This window comes from Streptomyces caelestis, assembly GCF_001279005.1.
GTDB lineage: Bacteria > Actinomycetota > Actinomycetes > Streptomycetales > Streptomycetaceae > Streptomyces > Streptomyces heliomycini.
In genome coordinates this window covers 20322-35084 of record NZ_LGCN01000119.1, presented here as the reverse complement: position 1 = coordinate 35084, position 14763 = coordinate 20322, and the positions used below count along the sequence as shown (strand labels likewise).

The following is a 14763-nucleotide window of genomic DNA, read 5'->3' as shown; positions in this document are numbered from 1 at the left end:
GGGACGGGAAGGGGCGGCGGGGGCGAAAACCCCTCAACGGCTCAGGCCGCCGCCGACGCGGACCGCCCGTCGCGATGGATCGGCGTTCGCGAGCCCGTCAGGGGAACCCCCGTACCGCCCCGACGAGCCGCGACGATCTCCGCCGCGATGGACAGAGCCGTCTCCTCCGGAGTACGCGCACCGAGATCGAGGCCGATCGGAGAGCGGAGGCGGGCCAGCTCCCGCTCCCCCACCCCCGCCTCCCGCAGCCGCCGCTCCCGGTCGGTGTGGGTGCGCCGGGAGCCCATCGCTCCGACGAACGCCACCGGCAGCCCCAGGGCCACCTGCAGCAGTGGTACGTCGAACTTCGCGTCGTGGGTGAGGACGCACAGCACCGTGCGCGTGTCCGTCCCGGTGCTCCGCAGATAGCGGTGCGGCCAGTCGACCACGACCTCGTCGGCCTCCGGGAAGCGGGCCCCGGTCGCGAACACGGGCCGCGCGTCGCACACCGTGACGTGGTAGCCGAGGAACTTGCCCACCCGCACCAGCGCCGCCGCGAAATCGACCGCCCCGAAGACGATCATGCGGGGCGGCGGCACCGAGGACTCCACGAACAGGGCCGGCCCGCCGGGGCAGTACGACCCGTCCTCCTGGACGCGGACCGTACCGGTGCGGCCGGCCTCCAGCAGGGCCCCGGCCTCCCCGGCCGCCGTCCGGTCCAGCTCGGGAGCGCCGCCGAGGCCACCCTCGTACGACCCGTCCGGGTGGACGAACAGGGCCCTGCCGAGGAGTTCCGCCGGTCCCTCGACGACCCGGGCCAGCGCCCCCGGCCCGCCCCGCAGGACGGCCGACAGCGCCGCCTCCAGCACCGGCCGGGCGGGCGCCCGCACGCCGACCGGGGTCACCATGACGTCGATGACCCCGCCGCAGGTCAGACCGACCGCGAAGGCGTCCTCGTCGCTGTACCCGAACCGCTCGACACGGGTCTCGCCGTCCTCCAGCGCCCGGGCGCACAGGTCGTACACCACGCCCTCCACGCACCCGCCCGACACCGAGCCGATCGCCGTGCCCCCGCGGTCGACGGCGAGGGCGGCGCCGGGGCCGCGCGGCGCGCTGCCGCCCACGGACACCACCGTGGCCACGGCGAACTCCCGGCCCTCGGTCAGCCAGCGGTGCAGCTCGCCGGCGATGTCAAACACCCGTTCCTCCCGCCCGCAGCACCCGGTCCGGACGGATGGGCAGGTTCCGGTGGCGTACGCCGGTCGCGTGCCAGACCGCGTTGGCGACGGCCGCCGCCGCGCCCACGATGCCGACCTCGCCGATGCCCTTGATGCCGACGGGGTCGTCGGGGTCCGGGTCGTCGACCCAGTCCGCCTCGACCGTCGGCACGTCGGCGTGGGTGGCGACGTGGTAGCCGGCCAGATCGGCGCCGTAGAGGCCGCCAAAGGCGCGGTCCCGGACCGCCTCCTCGTGCAGGGCCATCGAGATGCCCCAGGTCATGCCGCCCACCAGCTGACCGCGCGCGGTGAGCGGGTTGACGATCCGGCCCGCGGCGAAGACGCCGAGCATCCGGCGCACCCGCACCTCGCCGGTGGCGACGTCCACGGCCACCTCGGCGAACTGCGCCCCGAAGGAGTGCCGTTCCTTCTGGGCGAGGGCGCCGAGGGCGGCGGTGGTGTCGGACCGTACGGTGATGCCCTCAGGCGGCACGGCGCCTCCGGGGACGAGCCGGCCGCGCAGCTCCTCGGCGGCGGCCGTGACCGCCCAGGCCCAGGAGCGGGTGCCCATGGAGCCGCCCGCGATCCCCGCCGGGCCGAAGTCGCTGTCGCCGATGCGCACCCGGACCCGGTCGGGCGCCACCCGGAGCGCGTCGGCGGCCACCAGGGTGAGCGCCGTACGCGCCCCGGTGCCGATGTCGGCCGCGGCGATCCGCACGGTGTAGGTGCCGTCCGCCTCCGCGGTCACCGCGGCCGTCGACGGCAGGGCGCCCGAGGGGAAGGAGGCCGCGGCCGTGCCGGTGCCGAGCAGCCAGCGCCCTTCGCGGCGCGTCCCCGGACGCGGGTCGCGGTCCGCCCAGCCGAACCGGCGGGCGCCCTCGCGGAAGCAGGCGGCGAGGTTGCGGCCGGCGAACGGCAGTCCGGAGACCGGGCCGCGCTCGGGATCGTTGCGCAGCCGCAGCTCGACCGGGTCGATGCCGCACCGCTCGGCCAGTTCGTCGAACGCCGCCTCCAGCGCGAACGACCCGGGCGCCTCGCCCGGCCCGCGCATCCACGTCGGGGACGGCACGTCCAGCCGCACCACCTCGTTCGAGGTGCGGTGGGCGTCGGCGTCGTACATCACGCGCGCCACCCCGGCGCTCGGCTCGACGAACTCCCAGACCGTCGACGTCTGGTTCAGTGAACGGTGCTCGAGGGCGCGCAGCCGGCCGTCGGGGCCGGCGCCGAGCCGGACCCGCTGGACGGTGGGGCTGCGGTAGCCGGTGAGCGAGAACATCTGGCGTCGCGTCAGGACGACGCGGACCGGCCGCTGCAAGGCGGTCGCGGCCATCACGGCGGACACCTGGTGGGCCCGCAGGCCCTTGCTGCCGAAGCCGCCGCCGATGTGCTCGGAGCGCACCCGCACCGCGGACGCGTCCAGCGAGAACATCCGCGCGAGCTCGTCGGCGACCCAGGTGGCGCCCTGGTTGGAGTCGACGACCTCGAGCCGGCCGCCGTCCCACAGGGCGGTCGCCGCGTGCGGCTCCATCATGGCGTGGTGCTCCTCGGGCGTGGTGTACTCCACGTCCACCACGTGGGCGCAGGCGGCGAGTTCGGCCTCCAGGTCGCCCTTCTCCGTCACCGCGGGCATGTGTCCGTCCGCCGCGTAGGCGTCCGGGCGGCCGGCAAAGAGCTCGATGTCGTGCGGTTCCCGCTCGTAGGTGACGACGAGCGCCTCGGCGGCCTCCCTGGCCTGCTCCGGCGTCTCGGCGACGACGAGCGCGACGGGCCAGCCGGCGTGCGGGACCCGGTCGTTCTGGAAGACCGCGGCCGTCGGGTCCGGCGGAACGCCCAGCATGCCGACGTAGTCGGTGTCGAGGCGCGGGGCGTTCCCGTGGTGCAGGACGGTGAGCACGCCCGGCATGCCGAGCACCGGCCCGGTCTCCACGGACAGGATCCGGCCGCGGGCGACGGTGGACAGCACCAGCCAGCCGTGGACGAGGCCGGCGAAGGGGATCTCACCGGCGTACCGGGCGGCGCCGGTGACCTTGTCGCGGCCCTCGACGCGGGTGTGCGCGGTGCCGACGGCGCCCGTCGTGGCGGTGGTCATCGGGCGGCCTCCTCGGCGAGTTCGGACAGCACGGCCACCACGAGGTTGCGCATGAGGGTCACCTTGTATCCGTTGTCGGGCAGCGGCCTGGCGGCCGCGAGTTCGGCGTCCGCCGCCGCCGCGAAGTACTCCGCGGTGGCCGGGGCGCCGTTCAGCACGCGTTCGGCGGCGCGGGCCCGCCAGGGCCGGGACGCCACGGCCCCGAAGGCGAGGCGGGACTCGCGCACGACTCCCCCGCCGACGTCGAGGGCGGCGGCGACCGAGCCGATCGCGAAGGCGTACGAGGCGCGTTCGCGGACCTTGCGGTAGCGCGAGCGGGCGGCGACCGGCGCGGGCGGCAGGGTGACGTGGGTGATGAGCGCGCCGGGCGGCAGGACGGTCTCCCGGTGCGGGGTGTCGCCCACCGGGAGGTAGAAGTCGGCCAGCGGCGACTGTCCCGGCCCGTCGGCGGTCTCGTAGGAGACGACCGCGTCGAACGCGGTCAGCGCCACCCCCATGTCGGAGGGGTGGACGGCCACGCAGTGGCCGGAGGCGCCCAGGACGGCGTGGTTGTGGTGCTCGCCCTCGACGGCGGGGCAACCGCTGCCGGGGACACGCTTGTTGCAGGGCTTGGTCACATCGGTGAAGTAACCGCAGCGGGTGCGCTGGAGCAGATTGCCGCCGACGGTGGCCATGTTGCGCAACTGCCCGGAGGCGCCGGCGAGCACGGCCTGGGCGAGGGCGGGGTAGTCCCGGCGGATCACGGGGTGCGCGGCGAGGTCGCTGTTGGTGACGGTGGCGCCGACGCGCAGCCCGCCGTCACCGGCCGGTTCGATCCGGTCCAGCGGGAGGGCGCGGACGTCGACGAGCCGGGCCGGGCGCTCGACACCGCTCTTCATCAGGTCGACGAGGTTGGTGCCGCCGCCGAGGTAGCGGGCGTCGGGGTCGGCGTCGAGCAGCGCCACCGCGCCGGAGACGTCGTCGGCGCGCCGGTAGTCGAACTCCCTCATGCCACGGCCCTCTCGGTCTCGCCGCGGTGCTCCGCGGCGGCGCGGGCGACCGCCTCGACGATCTGCACGTACGCGCTGCAGCGGCACAGGTTGCCGCTCATGCGTTCCCTGATCTCCTCGGGGGTCAGGGGCGGCGGTCCCGCTTCGGGACGCACGTCCCCGGTGACGGCGCTGGGCCAGCCCGCCGCGTGCTCCTCGATGACGGCGACGGCCGAACAGATCTGGCCGGGGGTGCAGTAGCCGCACTGGAAGCCGTCCAGGTCGAGGAAGGCCTGCTGCACCGGGTGCAGCCGGTCCCCGTCGGCCAGGCCCTCCACGGTGGTGATCTCGCGTCCGTCGGAGGCGACGGCCAGTTGCAGGCAGGATACGGTGCGGCGGCCGTCGACCAGGACCGTGCAGGCGCCGCACTGTCCCTGGTCGCAGCCCTTCTTGGTGCCGGTCAGATCGAGGCGCTCGCGCAGGGCGTCGAGCAGGGTGGTGCGGTGGTCGACGGACAGCGGGTGCTTCTCGCCGTTGATGTTCAGGGTGACGCTGCTGGACGTCGGGGGGGCCATGGGAAGCCTTCTTTCAGGGATCGGGAAGGCGGACGAGTCGATGACGTGGGGGGGCCGTGAGGAACGTGGGGGCGTGCGGGACCATGGGGAGGAGGGGGAGGCACCGGGAACGCGCCGGTCGTCGAGGGCATGCCACCGGGCGTCCCGCGCCGTCCGTGTCCGCCGATACGATGGACCCGAAGCGGACAGCTGTCCGTTACCCCCGAGAACGTAGTGGACAGTTGTCCGGTTCTCAAGGGCGGGTTTCGGTCACGGTCCGGGAGGAGGAGGACGAGTGGGGCACGAGAAGGACGCATCCCCGTGCGCGCGGACACCGCGGAGCACGGCGCCGCCCCTGCGCTCGGACGCGCAGCGCAACCGCGAGCGCATCCTGGAGGTGGCCCTCGTCGAACTCACGCGCGCGGCGGACACCCCGCTGAGCGCGATCGCCAAGAAGGCGGGCGTCGGGCAGGGCACGTTCTACCGGAACTTCCCCAGCCGTGAGGCGCTGGTCATGGAGATCTACCGGTACGAGATGCAGCAGGTGGCGGACAGTGCGGCGCAGTTGCTGAGCACGCGGGAGCCCGACCGCGCACTGCGCGAGTGGATGGACGGGCTCGCCCGCTTCGCCATGGCCAAGGCCGGGCTGGCCGACGCCATCCGGCAGGCCACCAGCGGACCGGGGAGCCCGGCGAAGCCGGGACACAGTCCGGTGACCGAGGCGGCGGAACTCCTGCTGCGCAGCTGCAAGGAGGCCGGATCCATTCGTCCGGGAGTGACCGCGGACGACCTCGTCCTCGCCATCGGCGGCCTGTGGCAGCTCGATCCCGCCGAGGACTGGCAGCCGCGCGCCACCCGGCTGCTGGACCTGGTCATGGACGGCCTGCGGGCCGGGGCGCCGGGACGGTAGCGCACCGGCCGGAACGCCGGCGGACGGACCACCCGCCGGCCCCGCCCCCACGCGGGCGTCACGACCCCGGCCGGCCGCCGGCACCGTCCCCGGCGGCCCGCCCGGACGCCCGCCCGGCAGGGGCGCCGTCCCGCTCTCAGTCGACCGCCGTGGCGGCCAGCTCGCGCAGTTCCCGCAGGGCGGCGACCACCGCCGGGCGGGCGTGGCCACCGCCGCGGGTGCAGGTCAGCAGTCTGCGGTGCGGGTCGCCGGTGCAGCGCACACGGGCGACCGGAAGGTCCGGGGCGAGACGGGCGAGGCGCGGGATCAGCGCGACGCCGAGGCCGTGGGCGACGAGATGGGCGATGACGTTCCAGTCACAGGCGTGGTGGACGACGTCCGGGGCGAAGCCGGCCGCACCGCACGCGGCCAGCACATGCGGCCGGCAAGGGCTGTCCGGCACCGGTACGACCCATGGCTCGCGCGCCACCTCGGAGAGGTCGGTCCGCCCGTGCCCGGCCAGCGGGTGCCCCGCCGGGACCACGAGGTCGAACGGGTCGTCCAGCAGCGGCTGCTGGTCGAACCGCGTGTCGCTCAGCGGCGGGTTGTGCGGGGTGGACTCGACGACGGCCAGATCGACGGCCCCTTCGAAGAGCAGGTCGAAGCTCCGCGTGACCTCCGCCTCCGCGATCCGCACCGACAACCGCGGATGACGCCCGCCCAGCCGGGCGGCCATCGGCGCCAGCAGCACCGAGATCGCCACCGGGAACCCTGTGACGCGCAGCACCCCGGCCGGGGCGCCGTGGTCGGCGCGCAGGTCCCGTTCGGCCTGGTCCCAGCGCGCCTGGATCGCGTCGGCGTGCGCCAGCAGACTCTCGGCGGCCGGGGTGAGCCGTACCCCCCGCCCCCGCGGTTCCAGCAGGTCGACGTCCAGGTCGCGGGCGAGCTGACGGATCTGCTGGGAGGCGGCGGACGGGGTGAAGTGCAGCGCGCGGGCGGCCGCGGTGACCGTGCCGTAGTGGGCGACCGCCCTGAGGACGTGCAGCCGACGCAGGTCGATCATGAAGGCCACGCTTAACGATGGCGTGCACAAAGTCAACCTGGACGTGCACGGAAGGCACGAAGCACCCTTGCCGTGTCGCGACGACCGGCAGCGCACCCATGTGATCGAGGATCCGAGGAGTCACCATGACCAGCACGACCGGCGCCACGGGCACGACCGGCATGTGCTGCCCGTACTGCGGGTGGCCAAACGACGCCGAGCCGTTCCAGGTGGTCTCCCGGCACGGCACCGCGACGGGCAGCACGGTGTGGACCCGCTGCGGCTGCGGTTCGCTCCAGGTCCGTGCCGTCGACGACCGCGGCGCCCGCATCGTCTCCCGCAGCAGGCCCGCGGACGCTCCGTGAAGCCGAGCCGGTGGAGAACCCGCCGGCACGCCGGTGCGGCACCGCCTCCGCGCGGCGCGCCGCCTGCGGCGACGGCCCCGACAGGGGCGGTTCTCCGGCCGGTTCGACGAGCCGGGCGCGCGTCTCGGAGCACAGCCGGGCGGGCACGGCGGTGAGCGGCGGCCTCGGCGAGAGCGCGATCCGCGGCCGGCCGGGCTCGCGGCCGGCAGCCCCAAAGGTGCCGAGGGCCGACGGCCGGTGCGGGTCGAGGCCGTGGTCGCCGCTCGCCGCGTCCAGCGGCAGGACGGCGTCGGCGACCGTGCGGGCGCGGGCGCCGGCGACGATGGCGCCCTGGAGGGACACACCGCGCGGCCGGGTGGAGATCCGGCCGCGCCGCGGCTCGGCGCCGACCGGATGCGTCCAGAAGGCCGTGGCGCGCACCGCACCGGCGGTCTCCGGGCCGAGCACGGCGGCACCGGTCCGCCGCGACGGCCGCTGCCCGACGGCCGACGCACCGGCGGTCCCCGTCGGGCCCGCGGCACGGTCCCACGTCGTCCGGGCGGCTCCGGAGACGACGTGCCCACCGGACGGTGACCTCAGCGGGGCGGCGGGACAACGCCGCCGACGCGGGCGCCGGTTCAGCCGGGCCCGGGCAGTCCCGTGAGTTCCCGGCCCTTGACCATCTCGGCCTCGATCCGGACGAACACCCCGTCGCGCATCGGCATCCACGAGCGGGGTCCGGTCCGCAGCAGGCGTTCGTGCTCGGCCGGGTCGGTCACCACGGCCGCCCGGCCCGTGACCACCACGCTCCAGCCGGACCGGTTCCCGGCGTCGAAGTCGTCGGCCTCGAAGGCGACCACGACGCCGTCGACCGCCCGGACCAGATCGGAGGCGGCGGAGGTGCACAGCGCCACGGAGGAATCCGTGTCCAGGGTGAAGTTGACGGGCAGGACCGCGGGCAGCGCCTGCCGGGTGTAGACGACGCGACCGACCGGCGCCTCGGCCAGCAGGCGCAGGCACTCCTGGCGGTCGAGCGACCGGAAGCCATCGCTGTGGATCATTCCTCCATCGTCGTCGGCGGATCCCGCCGGGGCTAGGGCCGGACGGCCCTGTCCCGGAGGACGTCGCCGTGGTCGTGCGGGCGAGGGGACATGTCTGACTCCCCCTCGTCCGTGGAACCCGGGGAGCATGGGCAAGAGCGCGCTGATCGTCATCGACATGATCAACACCTACGACCATCCGGACGCCGAGCATCTGCTCCCCTCCGCCGAGGCGGTCGTACCGGTCGTCTCCGCCCTGCTGGAACGGGCGCGGCGCCGGGACGTGCCGGTGATCTACGTCAACGACAACTTCGGCGAGTGGCGCTCCCACCACGGGGAGCTGCTCGACAAGGCCCTGTCGGGACCGCACGCGCGCCTCGTGGAGCCACTGGTGCCGGACGACTCCTCGCTCTTCGTCGTCAAGGCACGGCACTCGATCTTCTTCGAGACCCCCCTGGGCTATCTGCTCAACCAGCAGGGCATCGACCGGCTCGTGCTGTGCGGTCAGGTCACGGAGCAGTGCGTCCTCTACTCGTCGCTCGACGCGCACATCCGCCACTTCGACGTGATCGTCCCCCGGGACGCCGTCGCCCACATCCACGCCGACCTCGCGGACGCCGCCCTGCGGATGATGGAACGCAACATGGGCGCACGGGTGTGTGACAGCGACGAGTTGTGGAACTGACGCACCGCGTCGCGGATCCGCGGGCCGACACTGGTCCCATGAGCCGTACTCCCGTCCCGCCCCGCGAGGTCCGTCCCTACCTCGACGAGCTGGTCCACCGCACGCGCGCCGTCTGCGGCCCCCACCTGGTGAGCGTCCTCGCCGTCGGATCCCTCGCGCTCGGCGACTACCGGCACGGGCGCAGCGACATCGACGTGACCGTCGTGGTGGACCGCTCGCTTCCCCGGCGTGCCCTGCCCGAACTGGCCGGGGCGCTGGCCCACCCCGCCCTGCCCTGTCCCGCGGCCGGACTGGAACTGGTCGTGTACCCGGCCGACTTCGCCGGCCGTCCGTCCGGCGGGGCCGGGTACCTCATGGACCTCAACACCGGACCGTCCCTGCCCGAGCGGGTCAGCCACGACCCCGGGGAGTCGCCCGCGTTCTGGTACGTCCTCGACCGTTCCGTCGCCCACCAGGCGGGCCTCCCGCTGTTCGGCGGGCCGGTACGGGACGTGATCGCCGCACCGGAGCGGGCCGCCGTACTCACCGCGCTCCGCGCCTCCGTGCGGGAACACGCCGTGGGGGAGGGACACGCGGCCGACAACCGGGTGCTCAACGGCTGCCGCTCCGTGGTGTACTGCCGCACCGGCCGCTGGTTCGCCAAACGCGGGGCGGCCGGGATCGTCGCCGCCTCGGAGGCGGGTTTCCGGCCACTGATCGCGGACGCGCTGCGCAGCTTCGAGCGCCCCCGCGAGTCCGCGCTCGCGCTGCCCGGGGCTGCGGTCGGGGACTTCCTGGACTGGGTGGCCGGCCGCGTGGACGAGGCCGCCGCTGCCGAGGGCGGGCACGACGCCCCGGCCTGACACGCGCCCGCGCGTCCCGCCCGCCGTTTAACGGCTCGACAGCCGTCGGTCCCGCCGTCCAGGCTCTCCGGCGCGGCATCGCGTGCCGGTCCCCGGCCGGGTGAGGCATGGAGGCGCCGCGGATGCCCGTGGAGGCATGGACGACGTGTCAGTCGAGTTCGACCACACCATCGTGCCCACCCGTGACCGGGAGAAGTCCGCCCGATCCCTCGCCCGGATCCCGGGTCTGGAGGCCGGGGAGCCGGCCGGAGTGTTCCCGCCGGTGACGACCGCCAACGGAGTCACCCCGGACTTCGCGACCGTCGACATCGACATCCCGGCGCAGCACTACGCGTTCCTCGTCCCCGAGGACGGGTTCGACGCGATCCTCACCCGGCTCGTGGACGCCGGGATCCCCGTCCGGGCCGATCCGCACGGCAGGCACTCCCGCCGTATCAACCGCGACGACGGCGGTCGCGGCGTGTACTTCCGGGACCCGGCGGGCCACGGCCTCGAGGCCATCACCCTTCCGTACGGCACCGACCCGGCCTCGCCGCTGAACGGCGTCACCGAGGAGGTCCCCAAAGCCGTGTGACCGTGCAGCCGGGACGAGGGCGGGCGTGTTCCGCACGCCCGCCCCCGCCCGGTCGGTTTACGCACCGCGCGACGGTTTACGCACCGCGCGACGGGCTACGCGGCGGACACGGGGAGGCCAGGCCGGCCACGTACCGGGAGGTGCCCATGACCACACGGATACGGGACGTGATGTCCGCGGACGCCGCGTCCGTCGAGCCCATGACGACGGTGGCGCGGGCGGCGCGCCTGATGCGCGAGCAGGACATCGGCGACGTCCTCGTCGCGTACGACTGTGATCTGTTCGGTGTGCTCACCGACCGTGACATCGTGCTGAGGGGTGTCGCGGAGGGACGCGACCCGGAGGCCACGACGGTCGGTTCCCTGTGCACGCGTCCGCCCCTGGTGACACTCGACCCCGAGGACACCACCGAGCACGCCGTGGAGCTGATGCGGCGGTACGCCGTGCGACGGCTCCCGGTGGTGGAACACGGCGGCTGTCCGGTGGGGATGGTGAGCCTCGGCGACCTCGCCGCGACGGAGGACCCGCACTCCGCCCTGGCGGACATCAGCGCGGCGGCCCCCACGCACTGAGCGCGGTTCTTCCCGGAGCCGAGGAGCCCGGGCCGGGGGGGCGGGTCCCCGCCCCGCCGGCCCCGTCCGTCCGTGCCCGGGGCGCCGCCCCCCGGGCCCTCGGTCCCCGGGCTCCCCCGGAGGGGCTGCTTCGGGACGGCCGTCATCCGTCGACCGTGAGCGCGCACGTCCAGCCGTACGGCCCCGGGTGGATCCGCAGTTCCTCCCAGCCCACGGCCGTCGGCATCCGGCCGGTGACCCGTACGTCCGTCAGGGCGGCCACCGCCAGGCGTACGTCGAGACCGTCCTCGGTCCCGTCCGCCTCCACGTCGACCGGTACCTGGCCGTACTCCTCCAGCCGGTACAGGATCTCCTCCAGCAGCGCCGCCAGCAGATCGTCGTCGCTGGCCCCGGCCAGCCGGACGCGGCCCACGCCCGTGGGCCGCACCCCGGAGACGTCGGCGAAGCACTCCACCATCGCCGCCACCGCCTCCGCCAGACAGTTCTCCCGGCTCGCCGCCCACACCTCGATCCGGAGCTCGTCCTCCTGCGCCACCGCCCGGTGCCCGCTCTCCTCCGGCCGCGCCTGCCCGTAGTCGCTCGTGTCACCGACCATGGGACTCGCCTGCCCGACGACCGCGCACCCATGCGGGCGCCGGGCGCTTCGCGCGCCGGAGAGCGGGGTACACGGGTGCGAATCAGGTGCTTCAGGCGCCGTCTCCGGTGCGGAGGGAGGGCATCCGCCATGCGGTTCCGCGATCGTCGGCAGGCCGGCCGCGAACTGGCCGCACGGCTGCGGGAGAGGCAGGACGAGGGAGCCCTGCCCGACCCCGTCGTGCTGGCCCTGCCCCGCGGCGGCGCCGCCGTGGCCGTCGAGGTCGCCCGGGCGCTGGACGCCCCGCTCGACGTCCTCGTCGTACGGAAGATCGGCGCCCCCTTCCACGAGGAGTTCGGCGTCGGCGCGATGGCCGGCGACGGGGTTCCGCTCCTCGACGAGGACGCCCTGGCGCGGCTGGGTCTGGACGAGGCCGACCTGGCGCCCGTCGTCGAGCGCGAGCGCACCGAGCTGCGCCGCCGCGAACAGCGCTACCGTCAGGGCCGTCCCGCTCCCGAACTGCGCGGACGGACCGTGATCGTCGTCGACGACGGACTGGCGACCGGCTCCACCGCCCGCGCCGCGCTGCGCGCCCTGCGGGCACAGGACCCCGCACACCTGGTGCTGGCCGTTCCGGTCGGCGCGAGGGAGGGCCTCGCGCTGATGCGCTCCGAGGCCGACGAGGTGGTCTGTCCGCACGAGCCGGCCGCGTTCCTGGCCGTGGGCCAGTGGTACGAGGAGTTCGACCAGCTGACGGACGAGGACGTGCTGGACGCGCTGAGCCGACGGCAGGCGTAGCCGCGGTCAGACGACCCCGTCCGCGCGCAGTGCCGCGATCTCCCCGGGGGAGCGGCCCAGTTCCGTGAGGATCGCCTCCGTGTGCTCGCCCACGGCCGGTACCGGGCCCATGCGGGCCGGCAGACCCGCGAGGCCGGCGGGCGGCAGCAGCGCCTCCACGGTGCCGCCCGGTACCGCCACCTCGCGCCAGCGGTCGCGGGCGGCGAGCACCGGGTGGTCGAGGAACGCGGCGACGTCGTTGACCCCGGCGCAGGCGATGCCGATCCCCTCCAGCTCCCCGAGCAGCTCATCGGCGTCCGCGCGGGCGAAGCGCTCGGCGACGACCGCGTTCAGCTCCTCGCGGTGGGCCACCCGGTCGGGGCCGGTGGCGAAGCGCGGATCGTCGGTCAGCTCCGGCCGGCCGAGGAACTCCGCGCACAGGGCCGCCCATTCGCGCTCGTTCTGGACGGAGAACAGCACCTCGCGTCCGTCGGCGGCCCGGTAGGCGCCGTACGGGGCGATGGTGGCGTGCTGGGTGCCCAGGCGCGGGGGCTGGCCGCCGCCGTGGCGGGTGTAGTAGGCGGGCTGGCCCATCCACTCGGCGAGCGCCTCGAACAGGGACACCTCCACCGGGTGCGCCCTGCCGGTGGTCGCGCGGGTGTACAGGGCGGTGAGCACACCGCTGTACGCGTACATCCCGGCGGCGATGTCGGCGACGGAGATCCCGGTGCGGGCGGGCCCCTCCGGTGTGCCGGTCAGCGACACCAGGCCGGTCTGGCACTGCACCAGCAGGTCGTACGCCTTGCGGCCGGCCCAGGGGCCGCTCGTGCCGTATCCGGAGATCGTGCACGGGATCAGCCGCGGGTGACGGCGGGTCAGCTCGCCGGTCCCGAGGCCGAGGCGGTCGGCGGCGCCCGGCGCGAGGTTCTGCACGAAGACGTCGGCGTCCCGGAGCAGTCCGTGCAGGATCGCGCGGCCGCGCGGGTCCTTCAGGTCCAGGGTGAGCGATTCCTTGGAGCGGTTGATCCACACGAAGTAGCTGGAGTTGCCGTGCACGGTCGTGTCGTACCGGCGGGCGAAGTCCCCCTCGCCCGGCCGCTCCACCTTGATCACACGGGCGCCGAGATCGGCCAGCTGCCGGGTCGCGTAGGGCGCGGCCACCGCCTGTTCCACACTGACCACCGTGATCCCGGACAAGGGGGGTTCGTGCACGTCCGCGCCTCCTGCCTGCTCCGGCCTCGATCAGTACCGCCGGGGCGGGTCGGCTGTCAACGGCCGCCGGGGGCCGTTCACCTGTCGCCTCCTGCGAGGAGGCCACGGCCGCGTGCGAGGCGTCTTCGGGGGTGCCGTACGGTACGCCTGTGACCGCCTTCAGTCCTGAGAACACCCCGGGCCGCCACGGCCCTTCCGCCACCGTCGAGGCCGCGCCCCGTGAGGTGGGCCGGGTGCGCACCGAGTACTCGCCCGCGCACGACGGCGACCCCGATCCCGGGGAGATCGTCTGGACCTGGGTGCCCTACGAGGAGAACGACGGCCGGGGCAAGGACCGTCCGGTGCTGGTCGTCGCCCGTGAGGCGGGCGGGACGTTCCTCGCCGTGCGGTTGTCCAGCAAGGGGCGCGACGGTCACCGGGAGTGGGTGCCGATCGGCGGCGGGCCGTGGGACCGGTCGGGCCGCGATTCGTGGGTGGCCGTGGACCGGGTGCTGCGGCTGCACGAGGAGGGCATGCGCCGGGAGGCGTGCGCGCTGGACCGGATGCGGTTCAACCTCGTGCGTCAGCGGCTGCGGGAGCGGTACGGCTGGAGCTGATCGCCGTCGGCCCGGACGGCAGGTCCGCGGAGGTCCGCTCGAACGCGGTGCGGACCGCGCTGTCGCGGGTGCGGTCCAGGACGCCGAACACCACATGGGCGAAGGCGCCCGCGAAGCGCCCGCCCGGCTCCGGGTGCGACCGGAACGCCGCCGCCGCGTGGGCGGGGTCGTCGCGGAACACCCCCGCGGCCCCTGGCGCCCGGGACGAGCCGCCGGCAGCCGTGGGCGGCGGCGGTCTCCGGGACGCGCCCGGCCCGTACGGCCGGGGCGTGCGGCTCCTCGACGGCCCGCTGCGGCGCCGTCCGCGGGATCACTCCCGCGTGGGGCGCGGGGGAGGTGGGGAAACCGGCCGTGAACGGCTCGTCCAGGGGGCGTCCGCGGTCGTCGCGGAAGACGGGCACGGCGGGTGAGTGGACCACCCGGCCCGCGCGGAACGGGTCACGGCGGGCGCGGTGGCGGTCGTGGAAGCCGGCGGTCCGCGGCAGACAGGTGCACAGCGCGAAGGCGCGGCACAGGGCCTCCTCCTGCGCCTGCGCCCCGTTCGGGTGCCCGCCGCCGGGGACGGGGGCGCCCCCGTCCGCTCCGGCTACGCTCCGCTCGTCTCGCGGGCGATGCCGCGCGGGCGCGCTCACGGCGCCACCCCCGTAGCCGCCGTGACCACGCACCGCGCGGTCTCGCTCGTCGTGCTCATGCGGGCATCCTGAGCGATGCTGGTGACGCGCCGCAACGGAGTTTCCGCCTCCCCGGAAGGCCCGGGGAACGGGTGGAGAACCGCCCGGGAACAGGCCGGACGAAGGGACGGCCGGACC

At 75.0% G+C, this 14763-nt stretch carries 16 protein-coding genes and 1 pseudogene; 8 read left to right on the top strand and 9 right to left on the bottom strand.

The features are described from left to right. Positions 1-41: 41 nt before the first annotated feature. Genes ADK41_RS10975 through ADK41_RS10960 form a run of 4 tightly spaced genes read right to left on the bottom strand, consistent with a single transcriptional unit; the run spans position 42 to position 4828 of the window. A complete protein-coding gene (locus ADK41_RS10975; RefSeq protein WP_030821488.1) occupies positions 42-1178 on the bottom strand; it encodes an XdhC family protein in 1137 nt (378 codons plus the stop codon). Then, positions 1171-3285 carry a xanthine dehydrogenase family protein molybdopterin-binding subunit gene (locus ADK41_RS10970; protein ID WP_030821489.1) on the bottom strand — a complete coding sequence of 705 codons (2115 nt, stop codon included), beginning with the start codon at positions 3283-3285 and terminating at the stop codon, positions 1171-1173. The genes ADK41_RS10975 and ADK41_RS10970 overlap by 8 nt, the downstream gene beginning before the upstream one ends. Continuing rightward, positions 3282-4274: an FAD binding domain-containing protein gene (locus ADK41_RS10965; RefSeq protein WP_030821492.1), complete on the bottom strand. Its 993-nt coding sequence runs from the start codon at positions 4272-4274 to the stop codon at positions 3282-3284. The genes ADK41_RS10970 and ADK41_RS10965 overlap by 4 nt, the downstream gene beginning before the upstream one ends. Continuing rightward, positions 4271-4828: a 2Fe-2S iron-sulfur cluster-binding protein gene (locus tag ADK41_RS10960; protein ID WP_030821494.1), complete on the bottom strand. Its 558-nt coding sequence runs from the start codon at positions 4826-4828 to the stop codon at positions 4271-4273. Before ADK41_RS10960 ends, ADK41_RS10965 begins: the two co-directional genes overlap by 4 nt. 274 nt (positions 4829-5102) lie before the next feature. On the opposite strand from ADK41_RS10960, the gene ADK41_RS10955 reads away from it, so the two are divergent. Beyond that, the gene (locus ADK41_RS10955) at positions 5103-5717 is read left to right on the top strand and encodes a TetR/AcrR family transcriptional regulator (protein WP_051843013.1); all 615 of its coding nucleotides are present in this window, start codon (positions 5103-5105) and stop codon (positions 5715-5717) included. A 136-nt stretch (positions 5718-5853) separates the two neighbouring features. Here the strand turns inward: ADK41_RS10955 and ADK41_RS10950 are convergent, their stop codons facing one another. After that, complete coding sequence (locus ADK41_RS10950) at positions 5854-6759, bottom strand: LysR family transcriptional regulator (protein WP_030821498.1); 906 nt, start codon at positions 6757-6759, stop codon at positions 5854-5856. A gap of 125 nt (positions 6760-6884) precedes the next feature. On the opposite strand from ADK41_RS10950, the gene ADK41_RS10945 reads away from it, so the two are divergent. After that, positions 6885-7103 (top strand): hypothetical protein, encoded by a 219-nt coding sequence (locus tag ADK41_RS10945; protein WP_030821501.1) that lies wholly within the window; start codon positions 6885-6887, stop codon positions 7101-7103. 617 nt (positions 7104-7720) lie between these two features. On the opposite strand, the gene ADK41_RS10935 is transcribed toward ADK41_RS10945, so the two are convergent. After that, positions 7721-8143, bottom strand: coding sequence for a pyridoxamine 5'-phosphate oxidase family protein (locus tag ADK41_RS10935; RefSeq protein ID WP_030821506.1), 423 nt, complete (start codon positions 8141-8143; stop codon positions 7721-7723). A 127-nt stretch (positions 8144-8270) separates the two neighbouring features. Between ADK41_RS10935 and ADK41_RS10930 the strand changes: the two genes are divergently transcribed. The 4 genes from ADK41_RS10930 to ADK41_RS10915 all read left to right on the top strand — a co-directional run bounded on the left by ADK41_RS10930 (position 8271) and on the right by ADK41_RS10915 (position 10795). Next, positions 8271-8807, top strand: a complete 537-nt coding sequence (locus tag ADK41_RS10930; protein WP_030821511.1) for a cysteine hydrolase family protein — start codon at positions 8271-8273, stop codon at positions 8805-8807. Positions 8808-8845: 38 nt separating this feature from the next. Further along, positions 8846-9649 carry a nucleotidyltransferase domain-containing protein gene (locus ADK41_RS10925; RefSeq protein WP_030821513.1) on the top strand — a complete coding sequence of 268 codons (804 nt, stop codon included), beginning with the start codon at positions 8846-8848 and terminating at the stop codon, positions 9647-9649. 145 nt (positions 9650-9794) lie between these two features. After that, positions 9795-10223: a VOC family protein gene (locus ADK41_RS10920; RefSeq protein ID WP_030821515.1), complete on the top strand. Its 429-nt coding sequence runs from the start codon at positions 9795-9797 to the stop codon at positions 10221-10223. A gap of 146 nt (positions 10224-10369) precedes the next feature. Continuing rightward, positions 10370-10795, top strand: a complete 426-nt coding sequence (locus tag ADK41_RS10915) for a CBS domain-containing protein (protein ID WP_030821518.1) — start codon at positions 10370-10372, stop codon at positions 10793-10795. A gap of 142 nt (positions 10796-10937) precedes the next feature. Here the strand turns inward: ADK41_RS10915 and ADK41_RS10910 are convergent, their stop codons facing one another. Next, entirely contained in the window at positions 10938-11390 is a 453-nt protein-coding gene (locus ADK41_RS10910; RefSeq protein WP_030821520.1) for an archease, read from the bottom strand. 129 nt (positions 11391-11519) lie between these two features. Between ADK41_RS10910 and ADK41_RS10905 the strand changes: the two genes are divergently transcribed. Beyond that, the gene (locus ADK41_RS10905) at positions 11520-12167 is read left to right on the top strand and encodes a phosphoribosyltransferase (RefSeq protein WP_030821523.1); all 648 of its coding nucleotides are present in this window, start codon (positions 11520-11522) and stop codon (positions 12165-12167) included. Between the two features lie 6 nt (positions 12168-12173). On the opposite strand, the gene ADK41_RS10900 is transcribed toward ADK41_RS10905, so the two are convergent. Continuing rightward, positions 12174-13358, bottom strand: a complete 1185-nt coding sequence (locus ADK41_RS10900; protein WP_030821525.1) for a CaiB/BaiF CoA transferase family protein — start codon at positions 13356-13358, stop codon at positions 12174-12176. A 149-nt stretch (positions 13359-13507) separates the two neighbouring features. Here ADK41_RS10900 and ADK41_RS10895 point away from each other — a divergent pair, with 149 nt between their 5' ends. Next, complete coding sequence (locus ADK41_RS10895; protein ID WP_030821527.1) at positions 13508-13954, top strand: type II toxin-antitoxin system PemK/MazF family toxin; 447 nt, start codon at positions 13508-13510, stop codon at positions 13952-13954. On the opposite strand, the pseudogene ADK41_RS39090 reads toward ADK41_RS10895, so the two are convergent. Further along, a pseudogene (locus ADK41_RS39090) lies at positions 13908-14739 on the bottom strand (TIGR02452 family protein). The gene ADK41_RS10895 and the pseudogene ADK41_RS39090 sit on opposite strands and share 47 nt — an antisense overlap. Between the last annotated feature and the right edge of the window lie 24 nt (positions 14740-14763).